Origin of the sequence: Frondihabitans australicus, from assembly GCF_003634555.1 — a bacterium.
Lineage (GTDB): Bacteria > Actinomycetota > Actinomycetes > Actinomycetales > Microbacteriaceae > Frondihabitans > Frondihabitans australicus.
This window is the reverse complement of record NZ_RBKS01000001.1, coordinates 2,420,409-2,447,020: the sequence shown is the minus strand read 5'-3', so window position 1 is coordinate 2,447,020 and position 26,612 is coordinate 2,420,409. Positions and strand designations below refer to the sequence as shown.

26 protein-coding genes are annotated in these 26,612 nt (G+C 71.0%); 20 read left to right on the top strand and 6 right to left on the bottom strand.

What is annotated here, in order from left to right; translation table 11 throughout:
* The first annotated feature begins 35 nt into the window (after positions 1-35).
* The gene (locus C8E83_RS11445; RefSeq protein ID WP_121370009.1) at positions 36-764 is read left to right on the top strand and encodes an SDR family oxidoreductase; all 729 of its coding nucleotides are present in this window, start codon (positions 36-38) and stop codon (positions 762-764) included.
* 93 nt (positions 765-857) lie between these two features.
* On the opposite strand, the gene C8E83_RS11440 is transcribed toward C8E83_RS11445, so the two are convergent.
* Positions 858-1,763 (bottom strand): hypothetical protein, encoded by a 906-nt coding sequence (locus C8E83_RS11440; protein ID WP_211331691.1) that lies wholly within the window; start codon positions 1,761-1,763, stop codon positions 858-860.
* 214 nt (positions 1,764-1,977) lie between these two features.
* On the opposite strand from C8E83_RS11440, the gene C8E83_RS11435 reads away from it, so the two are divergent.
* A complete protein-coding gene (locus C8E83_RS11435) occupies positions 1,978-3,246 on the top strand; it encodes an MFS transporter (RefSeq protein WP_121370008.1) in 1,269 nt (422 codons plus the stop codon).
* A 47-nt stretch (positions 3,247-3,293) separates the two neighbouring features.
* On the opposite strand, the gene C8E83_RS11430 is transcribed toward C8E83_RS11435, so the two are convergent.
* Entirely contained in the window at positions 3,294-4,799 is a 1,506-nt protein-coding gene (locus C8E83_RS11430; protein ID WP_121370007.1) for a phosphatase PAP2 family protein, read from the bottom strand.
* A 195-nt stretch (positions 4,800-4,994) separates the two neighbouring features.
* On the opposite strand from C8E83_RS11430, the gene C8E83_RS11425 reads away from it, so the two are divergent.
* The 4 genes from C8E83_RS11425 to C8E83_RS11410 all read left to right on the top strand — a co-directional run bounded on the left by C8E83_RS11425 (position 4,995) and on the right by C8E83_RS11410 (position 7,432).
* On the top strand, positions 4,995-5,582 hold the full coding sequence (locus C8E83_RS11425) for a phosphoribosyltransferase family protein (protein ID WP_121370006.1): 588 nt from the start codon (positions 4,995-4,997) through the stop codon (positions 5,580-5,582).
* 99 nt (positions 5,583-5,681) lie between these two features.
* Complete coding sequence (locus C8E83_RS11420) at positions 5,682-6,116, top strand: VOC family protein (RefSeq protein WP_121371877.1); 435 nt, start codon at positions 5,682-5,684, stop codon at positions 6,114-6,116.
* Between the two features lie 4 nt (positions 6,117-6,120).
* Positions 6,121-6,777, top strand: coding sequence for a winged helix-turn-helix transcriptional regulator (locus C8E83_RS11415; protein WP_121370005.1), 657 nt, complete (start codon positions 6,121-6,123; stop codon positions 6,775-6,777).
* A gap of 130 nt (positions 6,778-6,907) precedes the next feature.
* Entirely contained in the window at positions 6,908-7,432 is a 525-nt protein-coding gene (locus tag C8E83_RS11410) for a hypothetical protein (protein ID WP_121370004.1), read from the top strand.
* 104 nt (positions 7,433-7,536) lie between these two features.
* Here C8E83_RS11410 and C8E83_RS11405 read toward each other — a convergent pair whose 3' ends face one another.
* Positions 7,537-9,315 (bottom strand): D-apionate lactonase family protein, encoded by a 1,779-nt coding sequence (locus C8E83_RS11405; protein WP_147430160.1) that lies wholly within the window; start codon positions 9,313-9,315, stop codon positions 7,537-7,539.
* 134 nt (positions 9,316-9,449) lie between these two features.
* Between C8E83_RS11405 and C8E83_RS11400 the strand changes: the two genes are divergently transcribed.
* The 5 genes from C8E83_RS11400 to C8E83_RS11380 all read left to right on the top strand — a co-directional run bounded on the left by C8E83_RS11400 (position 9,450) and on the right by C8E83_RS11380 (position 15,131).
* Positions 9,450-10,379 (top strand): SMP-30/gluconolactonase/LRE family protein, encoded by a 930-nt coding sequence (locus C8E83_RS11400; RefSeq protein ID WP_121370002.1) that lies wholly within the window; start codon positions 9,450-9,452, stop codon positions 10,377-10,379.
* Between the two features lie 149 nt (positions 10,380-10,528).
* Entirely contained in the window at positions 10,529-11,596 is a 1,068-nt protein-coding gene (locus C8E83_RS11395; RefSeq protein ID WP_121370001.1) for a substrate-binding domain-containing protein, read from the top strand.
* Between the two features lie 12 nt (positions 11,597-11,608).
* A complete protein-coding gene (locus C8E83_RS11390; RefSeq protein WP_121370000.1) occupies positions 11,609-13,114 on the top strand; it encodes an ATP-binding cassette domain-containing protein in 1,506 nt (501 codons plus the stop codon).
* Positions 13,111-14,115: an ABC transporter permease gene (locus C8E83_RS11385; RefSeq protein WP_121369999.1), complete on the top strand. Its 1,005-nt coding sequence runs from the start codon at positions 13,111-13,113 to the stop codon at positions 14,113-14,115. The genes C8E83_RS11390 and C8E83_RS11385 overlap by 4 nt, the downstream gene beginning before the upstream one ends.
* Positions 14,112-15,131: an ABC transporter permease gene (locus C8E83_RS11380; RefSeq protein WP_121369998.1), complete on the top strand. Its 1,020-nt coding sequence runs from the start codon at positions 14,112-14,114 to the stop codon at positions 15,129-15,131. The genes C8E83_RS11385 and C8E83_RS11380 overlap by 4 nt, the downstream gene beginning before the upstream one ends.
* Here C8E83_RS11380 and C8E83_RS11375 read toward each other — a convergent pair.
* Positions 15,128-15,871 carry a FadR/GntR family transcriptional regulator gene (locus tag C8E83_RS11375; protein ID WP_121369997.1) on the bottom strand — a complete coding sequence of 248 codons (744 nt, stop codon included), beginning with the start codon at positions 15,869-15,871 and terminating at the stop codon, positions 15,128-15,130. The two genes, C8E83_RS11380 and C8E83_RS11375, sit on opposite strands and share 4 nt — an antisense overlap.
* 170 nt (positions 15,872-16,041) lie before the next feature.
* Between C8E83_RS11375 and C8E83_RS11370 the strand changes: the two genes are divergently transcribed.
* The 7 genes from C8E83_RS11370 to C8E83_RS11340 are packed head-to-tail and all read left to right on the top strand — an operon-like array spanning position 16,042 to position 23,346.
* Positions 16,042-17,478 carry an MFS transporter gene (locus C8E83_RS11370; protein WP_245981618.1) on the top strand — a complete coding sequence of 479 codons (1,437 nt, stop codon included), beginning with the start codon at positions 16,042-16,044 and terminating at the stop codon, positions 17,476-17,478.
* Entirely contained in the window at positions 17,475-19,202 is a 1,728-nt protein-coding gene (locus C8E83_RS11365; RefSeq protein ID WP_121369996.1) for a dihydroxyacetone kinase family protein, read from the top strand. Before C8E83_RS11370 ends, C8E83_RS11365 begins: the two co-directional genes overlap by 4 nt.
* A gap of 24 nt (positions 19,203-19,226) precedes the next feature.
* The gene (locus tag C8E83_RS11360; RefSeq protein ID WP_121369995.1) at positions 19,227-19,727 is read left to right on the top strand and encodes a ribose-5-phosphate isomerase; all 501 of its coding nucleotides are present in this window, start codon (positions 19,227-19,229) and stop codon (positions 19,725-19,727) included.
* Positions 19,721-20,539, top strand: a complete 819-nt coding sequence (locus C8E83_RS11355; protein ID WP_170159922.1) for a triose-phosphate isomerase family protein — start codon at positions 19,721-19,723, stop codon at positions 20,537-20,539. Before C8E83_RS11360 ends, C8E83_RS11355 begins: the two co-directional genes overlap by 7 nt.
* Entirely contained in the window at positions 20,536-21,348 is an 813-nt protein-coding gene (locus C8E83_RS11350) for a sugar phosphate isomerase/epimerase family protein (RefSeq protein WP_121369994.1), read from the top strand. Before C8E83_RS11355 ends, C8E83_RS11350 begins: the two co-directional genes overlap by 4 nt.
* Positions 21,345-22,256 carry a phosphogluconate dehydrogenase C-terminal domain-containing protein gene (locus tag C8E83_RS11345; RefSeq protein WP_121369993.1) on the top strand — a complete coding sequence of 304 codons (912 nt, stop codon included), beginning with the start codon at positions 21,345-21,347 and terminating at the stop codon, positions 22,254-22,256. The genes C8E83_RS11350 and C8E83_RS11345 overlap by 4 nt, the downstream gene beginning before the upstream one ends.
* Before the next feature lie 34 nt (positions 22,257-22,290).
* Positions 22,291-23,346, top strand: coding sequence for a class I mannose-6-phosphate isomerase (locus tag C8E83_RS11340; RefSeq protein WP_121369992.1), 1,056 nt, complete (start codon positions 22,291-22,293; stop codon positions 23,344-23,346).
* Here C8E83_RS11340 and C8E83_RS11335 read toward each other — a convergent pair.
* Positions 23,297-24,223, bottom strand: coding sequence for a LysR family transcriptional regulator (locus tag C8E83_RS11335; protein WP_121369991.1), 927 nt, complete (start codon positions 24,221-24,223; stop codon positions 23,297-23,299). The genes C8E83_RS11340 and C8E83_RS11335 overlap by 50 nt on opposite strands.
* A gap of 81 nt (positions 24,224-24,304) precedes the next feature.
* Between C8E83_RS11335 and C8E83_RS11330 the strand changes: the two genes are divergently transcribed.
* A complete protein-coding gene (locus C8E83_RS11330; protein WP_121369990.1) occupies positions 24,305-25,552 on the top strand; it encodes an MFS transporter in 1,248 nt (415 codons plus the stop codon).
* Between the two features lie 6 nt (positions 25,553-25,558).
* Here the strand turns inward: C8E83_RS11330 and C8E83_RS11325 are convergent, their stop codons facing one another.
* Positions 25,559-26,026, bottom strand: a complete 468-nt coding sequence (locus C8E83_RS11325; protein ID WP_245981616.1) for a DUF2000 domain-containing protein — start codon at positions 26,024-26,026, stop codon at positions 25,559-25,561.
* Between the two features lie 98 nt (positions 26,027-26,124).
* Between C8E83_RS11325 and C8E83_RS11320 the strand changes: the two genes are divergently transcribed.
* Positions 26,125-26,589 carry an Lrp/AsnC family transcriptional regulator gene (locus tag C8E83_RS11320; protein WP_121369989.1) on the top strand — a complete coding sequence of 155 codons (465 nt, stop codon included), beginning with the start codon at positions 26,125-26,127 and terminating at the stop codon, positions 26,587-26,589.
* Positions 26,590-26,612: the final 23 nt, after the last annotated feature.

The window sequence follows — 26,612 nt, the reverse complement described above, 5'->3', positions numbered from 1 at the left end:
ATCGATGTCGTGGACAGGACATCAAGGAGAACGACATGGCCGACTTCACCGAGAAGACGATCCTCGTCACCGGGGCCTCGGGCGGGATCGGCGGCGCCACGGTGCGACGCCTCGTGGCCGCAGGAGCCGACGTCATCGCCGCCGGCAGCACGCTCGAGGGTCTCGAACCCATCGTCGCCGACACCGGCGCCACGCCCCTCGCCTTCGACCTCACCAGCGAGAGCGAAATCCGCGAGGCGCTCGAGGGCCTGGACCTCTGGGGCGTCGTGAACTGCGGCGGCTGGGGCGGCGAGATCGCGTCGCCGGTCGACACCGACATCGCGGTCTTCGACAAGGTCATCGCGATCAACGCCCGCGGCTCGCTGCTCGTCACGAAGTACGCGGCCGCGTCGATGATCCGCCTCGGCCGCGGCGGCGCGATCGTCAACGTGTCGAGCCAGGCGTCGCTCGTGGCGCTCACCGGCCACATCTCCTACGGCTCGTCGAAGGCGGCCCTCGACAACATCACCCGCGTCTCGGCGCTCGAGCTCGGCCAGTTCGGCATCCGCGTCAACAGCGTCAACCCGACCGTCGTCATGACGCCCATGAGCGCCTGGTACTGGGGCCGCCCCGAGATCGAAGGGCCGACGCTCGAGCGCATGCCGCTCGGCCGCTGGGCGACCGAGGACGACATCGCCGGCCCGATCGTGTTCCTCCTCAGCGACGACGCCGCGATGATCACGGGCGCCGCCCTGCCGATCGACGGCGGCTACACGAACGTGTAGGCGGCCGCCGAGTGCGCGAGAAGCGCCCCCTGACGACAGGTCAGGGGGCGCTTTCCGTGCACTCGGGGTGAGCCCCAGGGCGCAGGAGCCGGGCTACTCGCCGTCGACGGCGGCGCGCAGCTCCTCGAGACGCGGGCGCGCACGCTCGGTGAGAAGCTGCTCGCGCGTGGCCGGGTCGACCGACAGCGCGTCCTTCCAGAGCGAGCGGCCGGCCATGGCGCCGGCGGCGCCGTGCGCCATCGCGTCGCGGACCTGGACGATGAAGGTCTCGTGGTTCACGCCGGCGGACAGCACGGCCCACGGCACTCCCTGGGCGGCCTCGGTGACCAGGTCGGCTCCTGCGCTCGAGCCCGGGTACTGCAGCTTGAGGATCTTGGCGCCGCAGGCGACGGCCAGGCGGGCGCCGTCGGCCACGAGCTGCGGGAACTTCGCGGCGTACTCCCCGTCGCTCTCGCCCTCGAGCTGGTAGGTGAGCAGCTCGACGATGAGGAGGAGACCCTCCTCGGCGCAGGCGGCGGTGAGCTCGCGGATCTCGTCGGCGACGCGGTCGTCGAGCCCCTGGCGGTCGGGGCGGGTGTACCAGAGCATCTTGGCGACGTCGCCGCCGAGCTCGCGGACGCGGCGCGGGGTCATGCCCTCGACGAAGCGCGTGTAGCGGATGCCGTCGACGATCTCGAAGCCGGAGGCGTCGAGGCCGACCACGAGGGCGGTGTCGCGGTCGAGCACGCCGTCGTCGGGGATCGCGGGCAGCGCGACCTCGGGGTCCAGCAGGATCGCGGGGCCGTGGTTGGCGAGGTGGCGCACCAGGTCGGCCTTGGCCTCGGCGAGCTCGGCGGTGGTGATGGCGGAGGTGCCCTCGGGGGCGTCCTGCATCACGGCCTTCATGCTGTTGCGCTGATCGGCGGCGACGATGAGCATGTGCCCCTTCGCCGTCGAGATGGCGGCGAGCTGGCGGCGCTCGGCCGTCGTCAGATCGTTGCCGGTGAGAGTGGTGGTCACGCGTGTCTCCTTCTTCGGGCCGCTTCGTTGCGCTCGTCGCGGATCATGTCGTCGATGTCATTTCCGTCCATGTCACCGATGACATGAGTAAAGCACGTCATCGGTGACAAGGCAAGGAAACAGCGGGTGCGCAGGAGTCGCGGGGCCACCACGGGCGGGTACCCGCGCGCCGCCACGAGGCTCGTGCGCCCGGGCAGGCCCTAGCCTTGACGCGATGGCACTCCCACGCCGCGCGACGGCCACCGGCCTCGCCTTCCTCACGCTCTCGACATTCATCGCGCTCACCTCCGAGCTGCTGCCCGTCGGCCTCATCCCCGAGATCGCTCGCGACGCCGGCGTCGCCGAGGGCACGGCGGGCCTCACCGTGTCGGTGTTCGCGGTGTGCGTCGCCGTCCTCGCGGTTCCGCTCGCCCGGGCGACCGACCATCTGCCCCGCAAGGCGCTCCTCGTCGCCACGGTCGCCTGCTACGCCCTCAGCGACCTGATCGTCGCGTCGACGCCCCACTTCGGCGTGATCCTCGTCGGCCGCGCGGTCGGCGGCGTCGGCCACGCGCTCTTCTACTCGGTCGTCACGAGCTACACCGCCCGTCTCGTGTCACCGGACCTCGTCGGGCGGGCCATGAGCGTCGTCTTCGCCGGCGCGTCGGTCGGCGGGATCCTCGGGGTCCCGATCGCGACGGCGATCGGCGTCGCCACGAGCTGGCGCACCGCGTTCGTGGTGATGGCGATCGCGGCGGCGCTGCTCGCGCTCGGGATCGCCGTCGCGCTGCCCCGGGTAAGTGAGGGCGTCGACGAGACGCCGGCCACGGTGTCGCAGCGCGCCTGGTGGCGGGCCGGGCTGTACGCGGTGGGAGCCGTGAACGCCCTCGTCTTCGTCGGGCATCACTTCGTCTACACGTACGTCACGAGCATCCTGCGCCTGGCGGGGATCACGAGCGACCGGGTGAGCGCGGTGCTCTTCGCCCTCGGCCTCGTCAGCGCCCTCGGTCTCGTCGCCGCCGGTGCGCTCGTCGACCGGCGGCCGAGACTCGGCGCACTGCTGCACACCGGCGTGATGGCCGCGAGCCTCGCCGCGCTGGCAGCGTTGCTCGCGGCAGGCCTCGACGTGCCCGCGCTCGTGGTGGTCGCGGTCTGGAACATCGCCTTCGCCGGCATCGGCACCTTCATGATGACCGCGGCGATCCGCACCGGCGTCACGTCGCCCGGCGTCGCGGGAGCGTTCATCAACTCGACGAGCAACGTCGGCATCACGATCGGCTCGGCGACCGGGGGAGTGGCGCTCGCGGCGGTCGGGCCGGCGCTCCTGCCCGTGGGGGGCGCGGCGGTGCTGGTGGCCGCGCTGGTCGTCGTGATCGTCGCCCGGCAGGGGTTCCCGGCGAGGCCGCATCGCGAGCTCAGCCTGAACACCACGGGGTCGATTCGCGCGATCCTGCCGTCTCGTCGCGATCGCCCGAGACCGCTCCGGCGGGGCCGGACACGGTGAACGGCCGGCCACCCCGAGGGGCGACCGGCCGTCCGGTGACGCGGTGACTAGCGGTAGTTCTTCACGACGCGGGCGGTGCCGCCGGTCGCGATGACCTTGACCTGGCCGTTGTGGGACAGCAGCACGGTGGCGCTGGTCGCGGCGGCGAGGTTCAGGCGCTCCCACGAGCCCTGGTCGGAGCCGGTCTGGTCGAGCGGGTAGCCCGACGCGATCTCGGTCTGGGCCAGCACCGAGGCGCGCTGCGCGGCGGTGAGGGTCGGGAAGGTGGTGATGAGGAGGTTCTCGGCGCCGGCCGGGACGGAGGCCTTCGCGCCCGTCACACCCGTCTTCGGGAATCCGTAGGTGAGGCGCTCGGTGTAGACCGAGACGGCCGAGGCGCGGTTGTTCACGATCTGCGCGGAGCCGCCGGGGATCGTCTTGCCGCCGTAGGGGTTGTCGGCGTAGGCCTTCTCGGTCTTGATCGCCTTCGAGAGCGACAGGCCGGTCGAGGTCTGCAGGTACTTCACCAGCTCCGCGCGCGCGGGCAGGAGGACGCCCTTGACGTAGGCGGGGTCGCTCCAGCGCTTGGCCAGGGCGGCCTCGCCGTCGATGCGGCCGCCGACGATGTCGAGTGGGTAATGCACGCCGAGGACGATGCGGTTGTTGCCGGCCTCGGAGGCGCGGGCCAGGATCTCGGGGGCGAGCTCCGGCAGGATCGTCGCGAGGGTGATGCCCGCCTGGTAGGCCGTGGTGGTGTGGCCCGAGGGGAACGAGCCGCCCGTGCAGATGCCCGTCGAGGCGTAGCCGGCCGAGAGGGCGACGTCGCTCTTCGAGAACTCGTGGGTGGTGTCGACGGTGTCGGCGACGCGCTTGATGTTCAGGTTGCCGTCGGCCGAGGCGTACGACTTGCCGGTGCGGTTCGCCATCAGCGACGACGCGTTCACGAGCGTCGGCGCGCAGCCGGCCGCGTCGCCCGCGACGGCGGGGGTCGCCGGGTCGCTGGGGAGGTACGGGCGCGGGTAGCTGTAGAGCCCCTTCGCGGTGCCGGTGGAGACGTAGGCGCCGGAGGTGCCGTTGGACGAGTTGATCAGCGCGGTGGTGAGCGGCAGGGCGCCGTCCTCCGTGCCCTTGACGTAGGCGGCGGCCAGCTTCGAGCCGAGCGCGTCGGCGATCGACACCGACTGGTCGTACGCGGTGCCGTCGGCGGTCTGGTACTCCGCGTTCTGCAGGGCGCGGAACTGCTGCTGCTTCGTGGCGTTGTTGTTGATCCACACGGTCAGCTTGTCGTTGAGCGCGAGCACGCCGCTGTTCAGCACGGTGCCGTGCAGGTCGCTCTTGCCGCTCGGGGTCCAGAGCTGCTGGTAGCCGGCGAGGAGCGGCACCAGGTCGGGCGCCTGGGTGTCGCTCGGGTAGGAGGCGGGGGTGACGGTCGCCGAGGCGGTGGGCGTCGCGGTCGCGGTGCCGGTGGCGGTGCCGGCGGCCTGGGCGGCCAGCGGCGTGGCGACCAGGAAGGACGCCGCGACAGCGGTGATCGCGACCTTCCTGACCGTCGAACGGGTGGTCTTCGTGCGCATGGGTGGCTTCTTCTCTCTGATACGGGTCGCGGGGGAATCGGGGCGCGAGCGATCGCCCGCGGCCGAGGCCCCCTGCCTGGGAAGGTGCGTAGGCGACCCTAAGAAAGTCATGTGACCGTACCCCCACGACGGGGGGTACGTGAAGTGAACGCCTCTGGTCACGCCCCCGAAACACGTGTCTGGAAGGGTGTCCCCATGACCGCGACCCACAGCGCCCGGATCGGCACGCAGACCGTCGAGCTGCCCCTCGTGGCGATCTCGCCCGACCTCACGATCGCCCTACTGATGGTCATTGACCACGGCGTCGAGTTCGTCCGCACCGCGTGCGCCGAGCTCGGCGACGCGTTCCGCGACGCGGCGCCCGAGATCGTCGTGGCCCCGGCGACGCTCGGGATCCCGCTGGCGATCGAGACGACGAGGGCGCTCGGGCTCGACGACTATCTGATCCTGCAGAAGACGAACAAGGTGCATCTGCGAGACGCGCTTCGCGAGCCGCTCGAGGCGATCACCACGGCGGGGCGTCAGGAGCTCCTGCTCGACCGAGCGCGCCTCGGCGACGTCGCCGGGCGCCGCGTGCTCTTCGTCGACGACGTGCTGTCGACGGGCTCGTCGGCCGCCGCCGGCCTGCGGCTGCTCGAGAGCGCAGGAGCCGAGGTGGTCGGCGTCGGCGCCCTCCTCGCCGAGGGCTCGGGCTGGCGTGACGCCCTGCACCCGTACCTCGACCGGATCGTCACCCTCGGCACGATCCCGACCTTCGACGGCGAAGGTCGGCCGCGGGTCTAGACACGCCACTTGTTTTTTGCAAGTATTGGCGCACGCGACCCGGCCGGGTCGCGTGCGAAGCCTCGACCGGGGCTCTCGCAGCCGGTGAAGGAGCACGCCATGCCCATGATGTTCGTCAACCTGCCCGTGACCGACCTGGACCGCGCCAAGGCGTTCTACGAGTCGCTCGGCTTCGCGATCAACCCGCTCTTCACCGACGACAACGCCGCGTGCGTCGTGGTCGAAGACGGCCACAACTATTTCATGATCCTCAAGCGCGAGTTCTTCCAGACCTTCACCGACCTCCCGATCGGCGACAACTCCGTGAACCCCTCGAACACCACCGCGCTTATGGTCGGCTCGCGCGATGAGGTCGACTCGCTCGTCGCGGCCGGCCTGGCCGCCGGCGGCAGCGAGCCTCGCGCCGCGGCGGACTACGGCTTCATGTACCAGCGGCAGCTCACCGATCCCGACGGCAACCTGCTCGAGCTCGGCTGGATGGACCCGAAGGCCGCCGAGGTGGGCCCGGAGGCCGCCGCGCAGCAGCAGGCCTAGGGGAGTGGCCGCCCGAGACTACGGTCAGTACGGCGGCGTCACCCAGGCTCTCGAGCTGATCGGCGAGCGCTGGGCGCTGCTGATCGTGCGTGACCTGCTCGTGGGCCCGCGGCGGTACGGCGAGCTCGCCGCGGGGCTGCAGCGGATCCCGACGAACATCCTGGCGTCGCGACTCAAGGAGCTGCAGGCGGCCGGGATCATCCGGCGGGCGCCGAGGTCGCGCGTCATCGTCTACGAGCTCACCGACTACGGTCGCGAGCTCGAGCCGATCGTGCTCGCGCTCGGCGCCTGGGGGTTCAAGGCGCTCGGCGAGCCGCTGCCGTCGCAGGTGGTAACGCCGGATGCGCTGACCATCGAACTCCGGACCGCGTTCCGTGCGTCGGTGGCCGCGTCGCTGCCCGCGACCGCGTACTCGGCGCGCCTCGGCGACGCGGGGCTGCTCGTGCGCGTCGACGGGGCCGCGCTCGTCGTCACGCGCGACGATCGTGCCGGAGACGCCGGCGGCGCGGACCTCGCTTTCGACGCGTCGGGCGGACTCCACCGCCTCCTGTCGGGCGAGCTCGAGCCGACGCGCGCGCTCGAGACGGGTGCGGTCAGGATCCTGAGCGGCCCCGGCGCCCTGCTCGCTCGTTTCGCCGACACCTTCCATCTCGCCGCCTGACCCTCGACTCATTTGCTGTCCCGGCCTGCCCGCTTCGCTTGCGGATATGGATATCCCCTCTAGCCTCGTCGCGTGACGGGTCGGTCGTCACTCACCGGGCCGCGACCACCTTCGGCGAGTGGGGGGGAACATGGGAGTGCTCTTCGTCGACGAGACCAAGGCCGGGGGATACCTCATGGCGGCCGTCGCCGTCTCGGAGAACGACCTGGTCAAGCTTCGCAAGGCCTTGCGGAAGCTCGTCCTGCCCGGTCAACGGCGGTTGCACTTCACGAATGAGAGTGATGCGAGACGACGGCAGATCCTCGCCGCCCTCGTAGCTATGGAGGTCGGCGTGCACCTGTTCTCGTCGCGGTCGAAACGGCAGGCTGTGGCACGAGAGGCGTGCCTCGTCGCCGTGGTCTCGTGGGCCGTTGAAGCCGGGCACACGAAGATCGTGCTCGAGCGAGACGACTCTCTCGAGAAGGCTGATCGGCGACTCCTCTATCGTCAGATCAGCCGATTCGGGCTTCATGACGTGATGTCGTACGGCCACGAGGCCGCACACGCAGAGCCGCTCCTCTGGATTGCAGATGCCGTCGCCTGGAGCGTTGCTCGCGGTGGCTCATGGCGAGCTCGGGTCGCGGGTCTCATCTGGTCTACGACGACGTGCGATTAAGCGCGAAACTCGGCTCACCCACCGTCCGGAAGGCTGCCGAGTCCACTTCACGTCGCTAATGCGGCGTACGGACCCAGACTAGCGGCTGATGTGCAGCATGTCTATCACGGCAGGAGGAGGCGGGCGCGGGCGAAGGGAGCGAGCGACACGGGCGCGCCGAGCAGCGAGAACGACACCGGCGCCTGCGACGTATTGGCGACGAGCAGCACCGTGCCCGACGCGAGGCGGGCGGCGAGAGCGAACACCCCGTCGGGCAGCGCAGCCGCATCGAGCGCGACGACCGGCGCCCCCTGCACCTCGACGAGCCAGGCCAGCACCGAGGCCGCAGGAGCAGGCACCCCGTCGACCGACCCGAACCCTCTGGGCCCCCACGCCTCTGCCAGCGCGACCGACTCGACCGCGCCGGTGGACAGCGCCACGAACGACGCGAGCAGCCAGGTCGCGTACTCGTCGGAGCCCTGCCGCGGGTCCGTCGAGTTCCACACGTGCTCGGCTCCGTACCCGAAGGCGTCGACGTCGGCCGGCCCCGCCGCCCACGGCGAGGTGGCGACGGCGTTGAAGCGGGCGCGGAGGGTGACCGGGCCGACGTGCACCGGGCGGCCGTCGGCGATCCTGCTCGCCTGGAGCGCCACCCGGCGCTGCTCGACCAGCGACTCGACGACCTGGTCGGTCGAGAGGTCGTGCATCTGCGGCGTGATCGAGAAGGTGACGCCGCCGACGTCGCGAGGCAGCTCGGCGTGCGTGCGATTCAGCTCGGTGAAGTGCCCGCGGGTGCCGCCGACGAGCAGGCCGAGCACGGGCTCGCGAGTGGCGAGGTCGCGCAGGCGCTCCCAGAGCGGCGCCGTCGTGATGTGGCGTGCGGCGTCGAACACGGCGAGGCGGGCGACGGGAACCCCGCACAGCGCCGCGACGGCGTGGTCGAGCTGCGAAGGGTCTACGGCGATGAGGCGCACGTCGAGCGGCGACGACCCGGCGTCGCGGCGGGCGCGGGCGAGCGCGCGGGTCCAGCCCGGGTCGCGCAGGTCGAGCTCGACGAGCACGCCGGCGCCGTGCAGCCAGGCCGGGCGCGCGCCGGGAGTGCCAGGCGCGGTGGCGGCGCCGACCGTCACCGACGGGACTCGTGCGGCGTCGGCCACGATCCCGTGCTCCGAGGCGACGGGCGCAGGATCCGCGGCGCCGCCGGGCGCCACGGTCACCGTCACACTCTGCCCCACGGCATCCCCCGGCCCGACGTCGACGGGGAACGGCAGCCCGAGCGGCGTGCTGTACGTCTTGTAGGAGGCGTCGGTCCAGTTGCGCTGGTCCTCCATCTCGAACACGTCGCCCTCGAATCGCAGGGCGACGTCGAAGACCCCGGTGTGCCAGGCGAGGCCGGCGATGTCGACGGCGGGCTGGTGCGGCGAGATCTCGACCGGGAAGACCGTGGACGTCGTCGACGCGTCGGGGTGCGTCACGGCGAGCGGAATGCTGGCGAGATCGGTGGGGTGCAGGGCGACGATGCCGATCCTGTTGCGCAGGAAATCGCTGTCGACGCCGAGGTCGACCGAGAGGTCGAGGCGCCCCTGATCGAGGCGGAGCGTCGCGGTCCAGTGCGCCCGCGCGCCGAGATCGTCGTGGTGGGCGCGGAGCGTCACCACGGTCGCAGCGCCGTCGACGGTGGTCTCCAGTGCGTCGAGCACCGCCGGCACCGTGCGCCAGTCGCGGTCGCGCACGATGACGCGGAGGGCGCGCAGGATGCGGGTGCCGCGATACGAGATGTGGTCCAGCGAGGCGTCGATCACCTCGAGCGACCAGCCCGTGCTCTCGATCGGATGCCGCTCCTCGCCGGCCCGCCAGTCGCTCGCCGGGCCGGAGCCCGCGGGTGCGGTGGCGGTGTCGGTCATGGCATCTCCGTCGATGTGGTCGAGGCGCGGGGAGCGCAGCAAGCGGGATCGAAACCGGTCAACCGGTTGCGAGGTTAGGATCAGAGTATCGGGTGAGGGCAATCCTCGCACCCCTCGAGATTCGAAGGAGAGTCATGACCGCCGTCCGAGGCCTCACCGGCCTGATCGCCCCCGGTGCCGACGTCGTCCGCATCGCCACCGGCGCGACCTGGTCGGAAGGGCCGTGTTGGATCCCCGACCGCCGCGCGCTCCGCTGGAGCGACATCCCGGGCGACAGGATCCTCGAGTGGTCCGAGGCGACGGGCGACACGTCCGTCTACGCCGCCGGCGTGGAGTTCACGAACGGCCGCACCCTCGACGATGCCGGGTCAGTCATCCAGTGCTCGCACGGGCGCCGCCGTGTGGAGCGCGATACGGGCCGCCGCGATCCTGCCGGCCGTCCCGTCGTCGAGGTGATCGCCGACTCGTGGAACGGCCGGCGCTTCAACTCGCCGAACGACGTCGTCGTCAAGCGCGACGGAACGATCTGGTTCACCGACCCGCCCTACGGCATCATCGAGGCGCGGGAGGGCCACCCGGGCTTCCGCGAGTACGGCGACCACTGGGTGTTCCGCGTCGACGAGACCACCGGCGACGTCCGCCCGGTCGTGCTCGACGTCGAGGAGCCGAACGGCCTGGCGTTCTCGCCCGACGAGTCGGTTCTCTACGTCGCCGACTCGTCGTCGGTGCGGAAACCGGAGGGCGTGGGCAATCGGCACATCCGGGCCTACGACGTCGTCGACGGGATCCGCTGCAAGAACTCCCGCGTCTTCGCGACGATCGAGAGCGGTTTCGCCGACGGGATCCGCGTCGACCGCGCGGGCAACGTGTGGTCGTCGTCGGCGGGTGGCGTCGAGGTCTTCGCTCCGTCGGGGGAGCACCTGGGTGGCGTCGACCTGCCCGAGCTCACCGGCAACCTCTGCTTCGGCGGCGTCGACGGGTCGTCGCTGTTCATCGCGGCCAGCACCAGCATCTACGGCGTCGAGACGCTGACGGGGGACGCGCGGCGGTCTGAGCGGCCGTGATCCCGCGGCCGTGACCGGATCGTGAACCGCAATCAGGGGACATATTGGTCAACCGGTTGACACCTTGTCGAAAACCACCCCATACTGTTCCCCGCCCTCCCCAGGGCTCGCAGACTGGGACGCAGGGCCAGAAATCAAAGGAGATTCACATGCGGAGAACGACTCTCGCCAGGGCGCTCGCCCTCGCGGTCGCCACCGTCGCCGTGCTGGCCGGATGCTCGGCTCAGCCGGCCGCCTCGAAATCCGACGCCCCGTTCATCGCCCTGAGCAACTCGTTCATCGGCAACAGCTGGCGTCAGACGATGGTGAACCGCTTCGAAGCGGCGGCGACCAAGGCGCAGAAGGCCGGTGACATCTCCGGCTTCAAGGTCGAGAACGCCCCCGGCGACAACTCGGCCACCGAGCAGATCGCGCAGATCAAGACGCTGCTGCTGCAGAAGCCCGACATCCTGCTCATCGACCCCGCCTCGCCGTCGGCGCTCACGCCCGTGATCCAGCAGGCCTGCTCGATCGGCGTCAAGGTCGTCATCTTCGACTCGTCGTCCGAGGCGCCCTGCGTCACGATCGTCACGAACAGCTTCCCCGACTGGGCGTCGACCGCCACCGAGGCCGTCATCAAGGCCATGGGCGGCAAGGGCAACCTGCTGATCAGCCGCGGCGTCGTCGGCTCCGCTCCCGAGGCCGAGTACTACGCGGCCCAGAAGAAGGTGCTGGCGAAGTACCCGAAGGTCAAGGTCGTCGGCACGGTCACGGGCCTGTGCGACTCCGCCACCGCTCAGAAGGCCGTCCTCGGAGTGCTCTCGAGCCTGCCGAAGATCGACGGCGTGGCCGGCTGCGGCGACGGCTTCGGCATCGCTCAGGCGTTCCAGTCCGCCGGCCGCAAGATCCCCGCGGTGACGTTCGAGCCCTCCGGTCGCGCGCTGCAGTTCTGGAAGAAGAACGCCGACGGCTCCGGCTCGATCGCCATCATGTCCGACCCCGGCCAGGTCGTCGCCGCCATGTTCACCGCCCTCGAGATCGAGAAGGGCCAGAAGGTGCCGCACACCGTCGTCTTCCCCTCGGTCACGATCCAGGAGAACCAGCTCGACCAGTGGCTGCCCCACGTGAACGCCGACCAGATGGCCTCGTGGCCCTGGACCGCGTCGCTCGTGAAGAAGCAGATCACGGCCGACGAGGACAAGACCACCGCCGCCCTCCCCCCGATCCCCGGCACCTAGGAGACACTCCCCATGTCAACGACGACAGACGCCGCAGCGTCCACCCCGGACGGCCGCGCAGCCGCCCCCGTGGTGCGCGTTACCGGCGCCTCCAAGACGTACGGCCCGACGAAGGCCCTCAACGACGTCCATCTCGAGATCTCCACCGGCGAGGTCGTCGGCGTGGTCGGCCACAACGGAGCCGGCAAGTCGACCCTCATGCGCATGCTGGCCGGCCTCGAGCCGGTCGACGAGGGCACGGTCACGGTCAACGGCCAGTCCAAGCCCGGTGCGAACGGCTTCCGCGGCGCCCGCATGGCGTACCAGGAGACCAACCTCTTCAACGAGCTGACCGTGGGCGAGAACGCCTTCGTGTCGGCGCGTGCGGGCATCTCGAAGGCCGCCTGGCGCAAGCAGGCCGGCAGCAGGATCATCACGCGCCTCGACGAGATCTTCCCCGGACACACCATCCGCGCCGACCAGTGGGTCGCCGACCTGCCGCTCGGCCAGCGCCAGATGGTCGAGATCGCCCGCGCGACCCTCGACGAAGACCTGCGCCTGCTGATCCTCGACGAGCCCACGGAGTCGCTCACCCGCGACACGACCGCGAAGCTCTACGAGTACGTCGCCCGCGTGGCCTCGACCGGCATCTCGGTGATCCTGATCTCGCACCGGATCCAGGAGGTCCTCGCCTCCGTCGACCGCGTCGTCGTCCTCAAGGACGGCCACGTCACCTCGACCCACGCGGTGGAGGGGCTGACGGAGGGCGCGGTGCTCGAGGCCATGGGCGGCTCTCTCGCTGCTCCTGTGCCCGTCACCGACGACACCATGGGCCTGCCGGTGGAGGGCAAGGGCGACGTGGTCGCGACCCTCGCCGCCCGCACGGCGCGCACCGGCGACAAGTACGAGATCCGCATGCGCGAGGGCGAGGTCGTCGGGCTCGCCGGCATCGCCGGTCAGGGGCAGGAGGAGATCCTCCAGCGCCTCTGGAAGGGCTCCAGCCGCGACGACACGGTGAGCGCCTCGCGGGCGTTCGTGCCCGGCGACCGCCAGAAGTCCGGGATCCTGCCGCTCTGGACGGTGGGGGAGAACCTCGGCGTCACGGCCATGCGCACCCTCGGCCGCCTCGGCCTCCGCGACCGCGCCGCCGAAGAGAAGACCATCTCGCAGTGGGTCGACGCGCTCCGCATCAAGGGCGGCGCCGACGCGCTCATGACCGGGCTCTCGGGCGGAAACCAGCAGAAGGTCATCGTCGCCCGCGCGTTCGCGTCGAGCGCCGAGATCGTGCTGCTCGACGACCCGTTCCGCGGCGTCGACGTCCACACCAAGACCGACCTCTACGCCCTCATCCGCCGCGAGGCGGCGAATGGCCGCACCATCGTCTGGTACTCCAGCGAGAACGCCGAGATGCGGCACTGCGACCGCGTCTACGTGCTCCGGGCCGGTCGCGTCGCCGCCGAGCTCAAGGGCAACCAGATCTCCGAGGACCGCATCATCTCCGAGTCCTTCACCGACGTCTCCGAGGAGGCAGCAGCATGACCACCCTGTCGTCGAGCGCGCAGGGCCGCGCTCCCCGCCCCGGCGGCGGTTTCACCGGCCGACTCGTCGGCGACCGCGAGGACGTCAAGCGCAAGGCCCCGGCCGGCGTCACGTTCATCGCCCTCGTCGCGATCATCGTGGTCTGCGGGATCCTGCAGCCCGTCGTGTTCTCGGCCACCGGCCTGAACCTGGTGCTCTCGTCGATCGTCCCGCTCGTCGTCGCCGCGCTCGCGCAGATGGTGATGATGTCGGTCGGCGACATCGACCTCGGCATCGGCGCCTTCATCGGCACCGTGACGACGGTGGCCGCGACGTTCCTCTCGTCGTCGCCGGCCCTCGGGATCCTCGTGCTGGCGGCCCTGGTCGCAGGATACGGAGTGCTCGCCGTGCTGGTGCACGTGCGCAAGGTCCCGTCGCTCATCGCCACCCTCGGCGCCTCGTTCATCTGGTACGGCATCGGACTGTTCGTGCTGCCCACCCCGGGCGGCGACGCCCCGAAGTGGCTGCTCGACTTCGCCGCGTGGACTCCGAACTCGTTCCCGGTGCCGGTGATCCCGATCGTGATCATCACCGCCGTGGTCTGGATCGTCATGCGCCGCTCGACCCTCGGCGCCTCGATCCGCGCCCTCGGCAGCAACCCGCTCGCCCTCGGCCGCTCCGGCATCTCGCCGCTGCGCACCCGCGTCATCGCCTACCTCTTCGTCGGCGTCCTCGGCGTGGTCTCGGGCCTGCTGCTCTCGTCGCAGATCGGCGGCGGCGACGCCACCAGCGCCAACAGCTACACGCTCGTGTCGGTCGCCGCGGTGATCCTCGGCGGCGGAGCCTTCACCGGCGGCCGCGCGGTCGCCTGGGGCTGCATGTTCGGCGCCCTCACCCTCGGGCTCGTGAGCGTCCTGCTCAGCCTGCTCGACCTCTCCAGCAACATCCAGCCCGCCATCCAGGGCGGAATCGTCATCGCGGCCCTCGCCGGCCGCCTCGCCGTCGAGAAGGTGCTCAAATGAAGCCCGCACGCCAGATCCCCGCGTACACCTGGTCGTTCCTCTTCGCGATCGTCGTCCTGGCGGGCATCTTCATCGCCACGCACTCGTTCGGCCTCGGCACGATCTCGCTCGCGCTGGCCCTCGCGCCGTACCTCGTGCTCGTCGGCGTCGGCCAGATGCTCGTCATCTCGGCCGGGCCCGGCAACATCGACGTGTCGGTCGGCAACATCATCTCGCTCTCCGGCTTCACGTCGGTGGGTGTGACGCAGAGCACCGGATCGGTGGCGCTCGGCATCCTCACGGGCGCCGGCTGCGGCCTCGGCATCGCGATGATCAGCGTGTTCGCCATCGTCGTGGTGAAGATCCCGCCGATCGTCGCCACCCTCGCCTCCGGCCTCATCGCCTCGTCGTTCACACTGACGCTGGCGAACGGCTTCACGGCCAACCCGAACACGTCGCTGCGCTCGTTCCTGAACGCCGACGTCGTCGGAATCCCGTGGATCGCCATCATCACGGCGGCCTTCACCGTCCTGGTGGTGCTGGCGCTGCGCCGCACGGTGCTCGGCCGCTCGCTCATCGCCGTCGGCCAGAACCGCCGCGCCGCCGAGTTCGCCGGCATCAAGGCGACCTGGGTGACCGCGGGCACCTACCTCGTGTCGGGCGTCCTGGCCGGTGTGTCCGGGTCGCTTCTGGCGACGTACGTCGCGCCGACGGCCGACCTCGGCACCGTGTACCTGCTCGACTCGATCGCCGTGGTCGTCGTCGGCGGCACGCTCATCTCGGGTGGCCGCGCGGTGTCGGCGGGCGTCTGGGGCGGCGCGCTGTTCTTCATCCTGCTCGACTCGTTCCTCAACCTCATCGGCTGGAGCCTCGCCGGCCAGAACGTGCTCAAGGGCGCGCTCGTGCTCGCGGTGCTGTTCCTCGCGGGAGGAGCGGTGCGGAAGCGCAAGAGCGTGCCGCTGCCGCCGGTCGAGGTTCGGGGTGCGGAGGAGACGGCGGGGACGCCGGTCGCTCCCGCTGCTCCTGCGACCCCCTAGGGCAGGTCGAGACTCGCCACCCGCGCGCCGGCCGTCGCCATGTGCTGCCTCATCGCAGCCTCGGCGGCGGCCTCGTCGCGTCGGGCGATGGCCTCGTAGATGGCGATGTGCTCACGCAGCGCGGCGTCGCCCTGGTCTTTGTCGCTGAGGCCGCGCTCAACCCAGAGGCGCAGCAGCGACCGGATGCTCTGCAGGAGGTCGCGGAGCACCACGTTGTCGGCGCTCGTCGCGATGACGAGGTGGAACCTCACGTCGGCGTCGACGAAGCGCGGAAGGTCGAGGCTCGCCATGGCCTCTTTCATCGTCGAGATGTACGAGCCGAGCTTCGCGATGTCGTCGTCGGTCGCCCGCGTCGCCGCGAACGCCGCCGCCTGGATCTCGAGCGCGCCACGGACCTCGATCAGCTCGCGCGTGCGCGACGCCGAGAGCATGAGGCCCCAGCTCAGGGTGGTGGGCAGGAGCTCGGAGGTCGAGTCGCGCAGGTACGTGCCCGACCCCGGGCGCACGCTCACGATGCCGAGGATCTCGAGGGCCGCCAGCGCCTCGCGCACGGCCGACCGGCCGACGCCGAGCTCTTCGGCCAGCTGCCGCTCGGGAGGGAGACGGGAGCCGGGGGTGAGCTCGCCGGTGGTGAGGAGCGAGATGAGCTGCTTCACGACCTCGGACACGGCGGTGCCGCGCGGAACCGTCTCGAGCTCGAGTCGCAGCGTCGCGGGGTCGTCTTCGGGGTACGCAGGCACGGATGAATCGTAGCAATTGGTCAACCAATCATGCGAGAGGTGGCGAACCGGTTCGTGTGTAATCCTCAGGAATCGAGCGTCGGAGCTAATTGGTCAACCGGTTGACAACTGATCGGAAACGCCGCAAAATAGACGAAGTCCGACAGAGTCGTTGAAGAACAGGAGTCGATGTGGACACCCCCGCCCGCACCCACAGCCCCGTCGAGAGGTCCGCGATCCGCAAGATCTCGATCCGGCTCGTGCCCTTCGTGGCGCTGATGTTCTTCATCAACTACCTCGACCGCACCGCGATCGGCTTCGCCGCCCCCAACGGCATGGAGAGCGACCTCGGCCTCACCGCCGCTCAGTACGGCTTCGCCTCGGGCGTCTTCTTCATCGGCTACATCCTCCTCGAGGTGCCGTCGAACCTCGCCCTCGCCCGGGTCGGCGCCCGCCGCTGGCTCGCCCGCATCATGGTGAGCTGGGGCCTCGTCGCGTTCTTCTTCACGTTCGCGCAGAACTTCTGGCAGCTCACCGGGCTGCGCTTCCTCCTCGGCGTGGCCGAGGCGGGCTTCTTCCCCGGCGCCATCCTCTTCCTCAGCCTCTGGGTGCCGGCTCGTCACCGCTCGAAGATCCTGGCGCTGTTCTACCTGGCCCAGCCGCTCACGAGCGTCATCGGCGCTCCGCTGGCCGGCCTGCTCCTGCAGAACCACGGCGTCTTCGGCCTCGAGGGCTGGCGCTTCATGTTCCTCTGCACCGCGATCCCGGCGATCATCGTCGGCGCCGTCGCCTGGTTCTACCTCAAGGACCGCCCGTCGCTCGCGAAGTGGCTCACCGCCGACGAGCAGCAGTGGCTCGAGAACGAGCTCGAGGCCGAGAAGGTCGGCACCGAGACGAGCGAGGCCGGCATCGGCGGCCACGGCGTCGGCCTCGGCCGCGTGATGAAGAGCGGCCGCGTGTGGATGCTCGCCTTCATCTACTTCGGCTTCATCTACGGCCTGTACGCGCTGGCGTTCTTCCTGCCGACGATCATCGACGGCTTCCAGACCCAGTTCGGCACGACCTTCGGCCTGTTCGAGAAGGGCCTCATCACGGCCATCCCGTACGTGCCGGCCGCCATCGTGCTCTGGTTCTGGTCGCAGAACGCCACGAAGAACGGCCTCAAGACCTGGCACATCGCGATCCCGGCCGTCGTCGGCGGCATCAGCATCCCGGTCGCGCTCTACATGCAGTCGCCCGCCGCGACCATCGCGGTCATCGCCGTGACGGCCATGGCGATCTTCGCCGCCCTGCCGAACTTCTGGACCCTGCCCACGCAGTTCCTCACCGGCACCGCCGCGGCCGCGGGCGTCGCCCTCATCAACACGATGGGCAACCTCGCCGGCTTCCTCGCGCCGTACATCACGGGCGCTGTCACCGACGCCTCGGGCGGCAGCTACAAGCCCGCGATGTTCATCGTCGGCTTCTTCATGATCGTCTCGGCCGTGCTCACGCTCCTGCTGGGCCAGAGGCGCCGCCGCGGCGTGCCGACGTCCGACACGGTGGCGGCACCGCTGCCCGGGCGCGCGCAGACTGGATCAGCGCACTTCAGCGCATCCACCCCGACCGCGCAAGGGAGCGTTTCATGACTCGTCTCTACAACGAGCCCACCGACTTCGCCGACGAGGCGACCGACGGATTCGTCGCCGCCAACAAGCGCTGGGTCCGCAAGGTCCACGGCGGGGTGGTGCGGTCGACCGCTTCGACACCAGGATCGGTGGCAGTCGTCATCGGCGGCGGCTCGGGCCACTACCCGGCGTTCGGCGGCCTCGTCGGCCAGGGCCTCGCCCACGGCGCCGCCCTCGGCAACCTCTTCGCGTCTCCGTCCTGGCAGCAGGTGCGCTCGGTGTCGAAGTCGGCGAACAACGGCGGCGGCGTGCTGCTGAGCTACGGCAACTACGCCGGCGACGTGCTGAACTTCGACCGCGCACAGGAGAAGCTGCGCGCCGAGGGCATCCCGACGCAGACCGTCACGATCACCGACGACGTCGCCAGTGCCTCGAAAGACGAGAAGCACAAGCGTCGCGGCATCGCCGGCGACCTCACCGTCTTCAAGGTGGCGAGCGCGGCGTCCGACGCCGGCTACGACCTCGACCAGGTGGTCGCGGTCGCGCAGAAGGCCAACGAGCGCACCCGGTCGTTCGGGGTCGCCTTCACCGGCTGCTCGCTGCCCGGTGCCGACGAGCCGCTGTTCACCGTGCCGGAGGGCCGCATGGCCGTGGGCCTCGGAATCCACGGCGAGCCCGGCATCTCCGAGACCGACATCCCGACCGCGAACGGCCTCGCCGAGCTGTTCGTCGACACCCTGCTGGCCGAGTTGCCCGACGGGGTCGAGCAGGCGGCCGGGCAGCGGGTGGCCGTGATCCTGAACGGTCTCGGCTCGGTGAAGTACGAAGAGCTCTTCGTCGTCTACGCGAAGATCGACCAGCTGCTCACCGAGAAGGGCATCGAGATCGTCGAGCCCGAGGTCGGCGAGCTCGTCACGAGCTTCGACATGGCCGGCGCCTCGCTGACGCTGTTCTGGCTCGACGACGAGCTCGAGGGCTTCTGGTCGGCTCCGTGCGACGCTCCCGCCTACAAGAAGGGCGCGGTCGCCGAGGTCGCAGGAGCAGCGGACATCCACGACGAGGACGACTTCGCCGCCGCCATCCCTGACTCCTCGCCCGAATCGCGGGAGGCTGCCGCGCTCGTCGTGACCGCCCTGGAAGCGATCAAGGGCACCATCGACGAGAACGCCGACGAGCTCGGCCGCATCGACGCGGTCGCCGGCGACGGCGACCACGGCATCGGCATGCAGCGCGGAGTCCACGCCGCCGTCGACGCCGCCCGCGACGCGTCGGGCAAGGGCGCAGGAGCCGAGACGGTGCTGAACCTCGCCGGCGACGCGTGGTCCGACCGGGCCGGCGGCACCTCGGGCGCCCTCTGGGGCTCGGCCCTCGCCGCCGTCGGAGCGGCACTCACCGACACCGAGCCCGCGTCGCGGCACCGCATCGCCGAAGGTGTCGCGAGCGCGAAGTCCGAGATCCTCGACTTCGGCGCCACGGTCGGCGACAAGACCATGGTCGACGTGCTCGTGCCGTTCAGCGACACCCTCACCGAGCGCATCGACGCCGGAGACACCCTCGTCGACGCCTGGAAGGCCGCCGCCGACGTGGCGACCGCCGCCGCGGACGCGACCAAGGACCTCCTGCCGAAGATGGGCCGCGCCCGCCCGCACGCCGAGAAGAGCCTCGGCACGCCCGACGCGGGCGCCGTCTCGCTCGCCCTCATCACCCAGACCATCGCAGGCGTCCTCGCCGACGCCCGCTCGTAACAAACCAGACAGAAGGAGAGCATCATGACCGATCAGCTTCGACTCGTCATCGGCGCCGACGACGCCGGCTTCGACTACAAGGAGATCATCAAGGGCGACCTCGAGAAGAACGAGGGCGTCGCTTCCGTGATCGACGTCGGCGTCGACGCCGACTCCCACACCCCGTACCCGTCGGTCGCGATCGCCGCCGCCGAGATCATCGCCCGCGGCGACGCCGACCGTGCGATCCTCATCTGCGGCACCGGCCTCGGCGTCGCCATGAGCGCCAACAAGGTGCCCGGCATCCGCGCCGTCACCGCGCACGACTCGTTCTCGGTCGAGCGGTCGATCCTGTCGAACAACGTGCAGATCCTGTGCATGGGCCAGCGCGTCGTCGGCATCGAGCTGGCGCGCCGCAACGTGCGCGAGTGGCTCACCTACCGCTTCGACGAGTCGAGCGCCTCGGCCGAGAAGGTCCAGGTGCTCACCGACTACGAGCAGTCGCACGCCCCCGAGGGCGTGACGGTCACGGGCGCCGCGTGCTGACCGGCCCGGCGGCAGCCCCCTACATGGTGGGGGTGAGCCTCAAGATGTACTTCGGGCACGCCCGCACCGTGGAGTGGGCCGCCGCCATCGGCGACATTGCCCGTCGCCACCCGGCGGTCGCCGAGGGGCTCGTCGAGCTCTTCGTCGTGCCCACGTTCCCCTCCCTCGTGCCCGTGCGCGAGGCCCTCGCCGGCGCTCCCGTGAGGCTCGGGGCGCAGGATCTCGCCACCGCCGACTCCGGCGCGTTCACCGGCGAGGTCTCCGGCGTCGAGCTCGCCGAGATCGGCTGCACGCTCGCCGAGGTCGGCCACGCCGAACGGCGCGCCCTCTTCCACGAGGACGACGCCGTCATCGCCGCCAAGACCGCCGCCGCGCTGCGCAACGGCCTCACGCCGCTGCTCTGCGTCGGCGAGGAGACCGAGGCCCCGGCCGCGATCGCGGCCCTCGAGGTCGAGTCGCAGCTGCGCGCGGCGCTCGCCGACTCCGACGAGGCAGGGCTCACCGGGCCGATCGTGGTCGCGTACGAGCCGCAGTGGGCGATCGGAGCCCCCGAACCTGCGAGCCCCGAATACATCGCGCAGGTCGTCGCGCAGCTGGAGTCCGTCGTCGCCGGGTTCGCCGGTCGCGACGGCAGCCGGGTGATCTACGGCGGCAGCGCCAAGCCCGGGCTGCTGACCGCCCTCGGCGGCGACGTGAAGGGCCTCTTCCTCGGCCGCTTCGCCCACGACCCCGCCGCGGTCGAGCTGATCCTCGACGAGGTGCTCACGCTGGCCCACGCGTCGGCCGACGCGACCGCCGGGGGTGCTCGATGAGCCTCGTCGGCCTCAGCACCTACGCGTACTTCTGGCGGTTCTCCGACCAGGTCGAGGCCCCGATGAGTCTCGAGGACATGCTCCGCGACACCGCGCGCCTCGGCGCAGAGCTCTTCCAGATCTGCGACTACGCACCGCTGGCCCTGATGAGCGACGACGAGCTCGCCGCGACGCGCGACCTCGCGGAGTCGCTCGGCCTCACGCTCGAGATCGGCACACGCGGCACCGAGCCGGGCCACCTCCTGCGCTTCCTCGAGATCGCGGTCGCCCTCGGCGCGACGCTCGTGCGCAGCATGTGGACTTCCGGCGACGACCGGCCCACGCTCGACGAGAACGTCGCGCGACTGCGCCGGGTCATGCCCGGCTACGAGCGCGCCGGGGTCACCCTCGCGCTCGAGACGTACGAGCAGGTGTCGTCGGCCGATCTGGTGTCGCTCGTCGAGGCGATCGGCAGCTCCTGCCTCGGGATCTGCCTCGACCCCGCCAACACGGTCGCCCGCCTCGAGCTGCCCGCCGAGGTCACCGCCCGCGTGCTGCCGCACGTCGTCAACTGGCACGTGAAGGACTTCGACTTCACGCGCAAGGACGGCTGGGTCGGGTTCAGCCTCGTCGGCGTGCCGCTCGGCGAGGGAAAGCTCGACTACGCCGGCATGCTCGCCGACCTGCCCGCGACGGGCAAGGACGGCCGCGCGATCAACCGAGTCATCGAGCACTGGCTGCCCTGGCAGGGCGACCCCGAGACCACCACCCGCATCGAAGCGGAGTGGACCCAGCACAACCTGGACTACCTGAAGGAGAACACGAAATGACCGACACACTCGACCAGACCTCGACCGTCACGTACGCGGACGGCCAGGGCTCGGCCGACATCACCGTCGCGGTGATCGGCGCCGGCGGAAAGATGGGGCAGCGCGTCTCGAACAACCTCGCCAAGAGCTCGTACAGCGTGCTCTACTCGGAGGCCTCGCCGAACGGCGTCGCCCACATCGAGTCGCTCGGCCGCACCGTCACCCCGACCGACGAGGCCGTGAAAGACGCCGACGTCGTGATCCTCGCCGTGCCGGACGTCGTGCTCGGCAAGGTCTCGGAGTCGGTCGTCCCCGCCATGAAGTCGGGCGCGATCATCCTCACCCTCGACCCGGCCGCCGCCTACGCGGGCCTGCTCCTCGCCCGCGAGGACATCCACTACGCCGTCGCGCACCCCTGCCACCCGTCGGTGTTCCTCGAACGCACCACCAAGGAGGAGTGGGCCGACACGTTCGGCGGCGTCGCCGCCCCGCAGGAGGTCATCGCGGCCCTCGAGGGCGTCGACGAGACCTCGCCCGTGCGAACGCTTGCCACGCAGGTCATCTCGACGATCTACGCGCCCGTCATCGCCGTGCACTACGTGACCGTCAAGCAGCTCGCCGTGCTCGAGCCGACCCTCGTCGAGACCATCGCCTGCATGATCGGCGACTTCCTCAAAGAGGCCCTCGACGAGACCGTCAACGGCGTCGGCGTGCCCTTCGAGGCCGCCCGCGCGATGCTCTACGGCCACACCTGGATCGCCCTCACCAACGGCCTCCGCGGCTCGAACCCGTTCTCGGACGCCTGCCACATCGCTATGGACTACGGCCGCGAGGCCCTGATCAAGCCCGACTGGAAGCGCATCTTCAACGACGACGACCTCGACACGGTCATCGCCAAGATGCTGAAGATCGACGCCGTCAAGCGCTAGCCCGGCACGCCTGTCGAGGGGGCAGGATGGAGGGGTGACCGACGTCGTTCCCCTGCTCCTGCCCCCGAACCAGCCGCCCGCCCGCCCCTATCGGGGAGGGGCGGGCATTCTGGCGTTGAGGGGGTCCGGCTCGACCGACGACCACGTGCCCGAGGACTTCGTCGCCTCGGTGACCACGACGTTCGGCAGCGACACCACGGGGCTCACGACGCTGCCCGACGGGCGCACCCTCCGCGAGGCGATCGCCGCCGACCCCGAGGCGTGGCTCGGGGCCGCGCACGTCGAGACGTTCGGGGCCGACCCCGCCCTGCTCGTCAAGCTGCTCGACACCGGCGAGCGGCTGTTCGCGCACTTCCACCCCGACGCCGCCTTCGCAGCCGCGCACCTGGGGCAGCCGCGCGGCAAGACCGAGGCGAGGCTCATCACGTCGACGGGCGCGTCGCCGACCGCCGAGGTGTGGCTCGGGTTCCGGCAGCCGGTGGCGGCGTCGACGCTCGCCGAGTGGGTGTCGTCGCAGGACGTCCCGGCGCTGCTCGACTCGCTCGTGCCTCTCACCGTGCGAGCCGGCGACTGGGTGCACGTGCCGGCCGGCACTCCGCACGCCATCGGGCAGGGCATCACCCTGGTCGAGCTGCAGGAGCCGAGCGACCTCTCGATCCTGCTCGAGTACGCGGGCTTCCCCCTCGATCCCGCGGGGGCGTTCCTCGGCCTGGGGCTCGACGAGGCGCTCGGCGGCCTCGAGCCGGGCGTCGTGGGGCAGGAGGCGGTGGCGCGGCTGCACGGGGCCGCGCCGACCCGGGGTCCGGGGTCGGGTCCGGGCGAGTCGCCGCTCCTGCCGTCCGAGGCCGCCGCGTTCTTCAGCGCGTCGAGCCTGCTTGTGACGCCCGAGGCCCCGCTCGACCTCGACCGGGGCTACGGCGTGCTCGTGGTCACCGACGGATCGGGCACGCTGGCATGGGCCGGTGGCTCGCTCGACCTCACGCGCGGCTCGGTCGTGCTCGTGCCCTTCGCCGCCGACGCGGTCCGCCTCACCGGGTCTCTCAGCGCCCTGCGGGCCCGCCCGCCGGCGCCGGTGAGGGCGACGGCGTAGCCGCGTCGCGCGCCAGGAGTGCGAGCCGCCCGGCCGCCGCGCTGAGCGGCCGCTCGCGCGACGTCGCCACGCTCACCGGCATCTCGAACGCCGCGTCGGACACAGTGATCCAGTGCAGCGTCGGATCCCCGTCGACGAGGTAGCGCGGCAGGAACGCCGCCCCGAGACCGTTCCGCGCGAGTGCCGCGAGGTCGTTGATGTCGCTGGTCTCGATGGGCACGTCGCGCCGCAGCCCGCGCCGTGCGAGCTCGGCGTCGATGACCGTGCGGTTGCCGAAGCCCTCGCGGAAGTCGACGAATCGCAGACCTGCGGTCTCCGCCAGCAGGATCCGATCCCTCCTCGCCAGAGGGTCGCCCGCCGCCACGACGAGCCCGACCGGCGACGACGCCAGCACGCTGATGTCGAGGTCGGGATACTGCTCGGGTGCCGCCGAGAGGAACGCCACGTCGAGATCGCCGCCCCGGAGCGCGTCGACGAGGCCGCCCGTGCCCCGGGACGCCGGGGCGAGGTGCAGGGTGACACCCGGGTGGTCGGCGCTGAACGTCCCGAGGAGAGCCGGGATGTCGAACAGGGTGACGTTGGTCATGTAGCCGATGCGGATCGCTCCGGACAGCCCGCCCGAGACGCTCTCGACGGCGTCGCGGGCGGCGGTGAAGGCGGCCAGGATCGTCTCGGCGTGCGGGAGGAGCGCTGCTCCTGCGCCCGTAAGACGCACCGTGCGGGTGGTGCGGTCGAAGAGGCGCTCGCCGAGGTCGGTCTCGAGGGCGAGGATCGTGGCCGAGACCGCGGACTGCACGGTGTGGAGGCGTTCGGCGGCGCGGGTGAAGCCGCCCTCGCGGGCGACGGCGACGAAGACCTCGAGCTGGCGGTTGTCCATACCGCTAGTATCGCTCTGGACGATCAATACGATCAATATTCAGCGTTGGACTTGATGCACGCGCCGCCGCACACTGGGGTCATGTCCACGACAGCACTCAGTTCTCCCGAGGCGACCACGACCGCACACCGCGGCGTCAGCCACCGCACCGGCTTCTGGATCGCCGCGGCGGCGTTCCTCGTCGTCATGGCGTACAGCACGGTGCCCACACCCCTCTGGTCCCTCTACCAGCAGCGCGACGGATTCTCGACCTTCGCCATCACGGTCGCCTTCGCCGCCTACGCGGTCGGCGTCGTCATCAGCCTGCTCTTCGCCGGGCACCTGGGCGACACGCTCGGGCGCCGGCGGATCCTGATCCCCGCCATCGGCCTCGAGATCGTCTCCGCCCTCGTCTTCATCGTCTGGCCCGAGCTGCCCGGCCTGATCGTCGCGCGGGTGGTTTCTGGACTCGGCATCGGCATGCTGACCGCCACCGTGACCGCGCACATCCTCGACCTCCACCTCACGTCACGACCCGGCTCGGACCCCGCACGTGGCCAGATCGTCGCCGGCATGGCGAACCTCGGCGGCTTCGGCGTGGGAGCCCTCGTCTCGGGCGTGCTCGCCCGGTGGGTCGCCGGGCCGCTGGTGGTGCCGTTCGCGGTGTTCGCCGTGCTCCTGGTGCTCGCGCTCGTGGGTGTCGCGCTCGTGCCCGAGACCGCGCAGCGCCCCGCCGTGCGGCCCCCGTATCGCCCGCAGCGGGTGCGGGTGCCGGCTGCCGCCCGGGCGCGCTTCTTCCTCGCGGGCGGAACGGCGTTCGCCGCCTTCTCGGTGCTCGGACTCTTCACCTCGCTCGCCCCGATCGTCGTCGCCGGGCAGCTGCACATCACGTCGCGCGCCGTCGCCGGATTGGTCGTCTTCGTCACCTTCGCCGCGGCGGCCCTCTCGCAGGTCGTCGTGCGGCCCCTCGGCCTCCGCGCTCAGGTCGGCCTCGGCGCCGCCCTCCTCGCCGTCGGCATCGCCGTGCTCGCGGTGACCGTCGTCGGCTCGCTCGGGCTCGCGGCGTTCGTCGCCGGTGGCATCCTCTCGGGCGCCGGAGCGGGCGTCACGTTCAAGGCCGCTCTCGCGGTCGCAGGATCCCTGACCCCGGCGTCGAACCGGGGCGAGGTGCTGGCGGGCATCTTCCTGCTCGGCTACATCGGGCTCACCGTGCCGGTGGTCGGCATCGGCGTGGCGACGCTGGCGGTGAGCCTCTCGGCGGCGCTCGTCGGCTTCGCGGCGGTGATCGTCGCGCTGGCGCTCGCGACGGCGCTGCCGCTCGTCGCTGCGCTCCGTCGCGCTGCCGCCTGACCGGGGTCAGGGGAGGAGCGTCAGCCCCTTCGCGAGCTTGTCGACGCGGTTTCGGGGGCCGACGATGCTCACGGCTAAGTACCCCGGCTCCTGCGCCCCCGCCATCTCGCCGAGGTACTCGTCGTACACGCGGGTCAGCTGGGCGGCCCGGGGCATGTCGGCCACGAAGACTCCCTCGCTGCGCCCGGCCTTGTCGCGGAGCGCGGCGAGCTGCTCGGGCGAGCCGCCGAGCACCGAGCATCCGGCCCAGGGCAGACCCGGGTGCACACCGCCCGCGGCGTCGACGGCATCGGGGCCCAGGAGCCCGGACACCCCGGCGCTCGTCGCCGCGGCCGCGCAGATGGCGGCGTTGGCCGCACGCCCGGCGGGAAGCGTCTCGTCGACGACGACCACCCACTTCAGTCGCGCGCTGCGGGTCGAGAGGGAGGTGTCGATCTCGTCGGGGGCGAAGCCGATCGTCTGTGTCAGTGTCACGCTGCTCCTGCGCTCGTGTCGGATTGTGCGTCGACTCTAGGTGCTACGTTCGGCGTGAGCCACGGAAACCGTACGAAGTACGAGATCGGAGCGAGAACGTGCCACTCGACGAACTTGATCAGGCGATCGTGGCCGAACTCCAGGTGGATGCACGGCGCACGAATCGCGACATCGCGGCGGCGGTCGGGGTCTCGCCGACGACCGCGCTCGACCGCACGCGGGCGCTGCGGGCGCGAGGTGTGATCCGCGGGGCGACGCTCGACGTCGACCTCGGCAAGATCGGGCGCGGGGTGCAGGCGCTCATCGCCGTGCGCATCCGCCCACCGTCGCGGCGGAACATCGAGGGGTTCCGCGACTGGGCGCTCTCGAGGCCCGACACGCTGGGGCTCTTCGTGACCTCAGGATCCGAGGACTTCTCGCTCCACGTCGCCGTCCCCGACAACCAGGCCCTCTACGAATTCGTGGTCGACGAGCTCACCACCCGCCCCGAGGTCGCGGACGTCCGCACCTCGGTCGTCTACGAGCACGTGCAGAATCGCAGGATCGCTCCCGTCGCGCGGTGATCCGCGCCCGGCCCGCGCCGCCT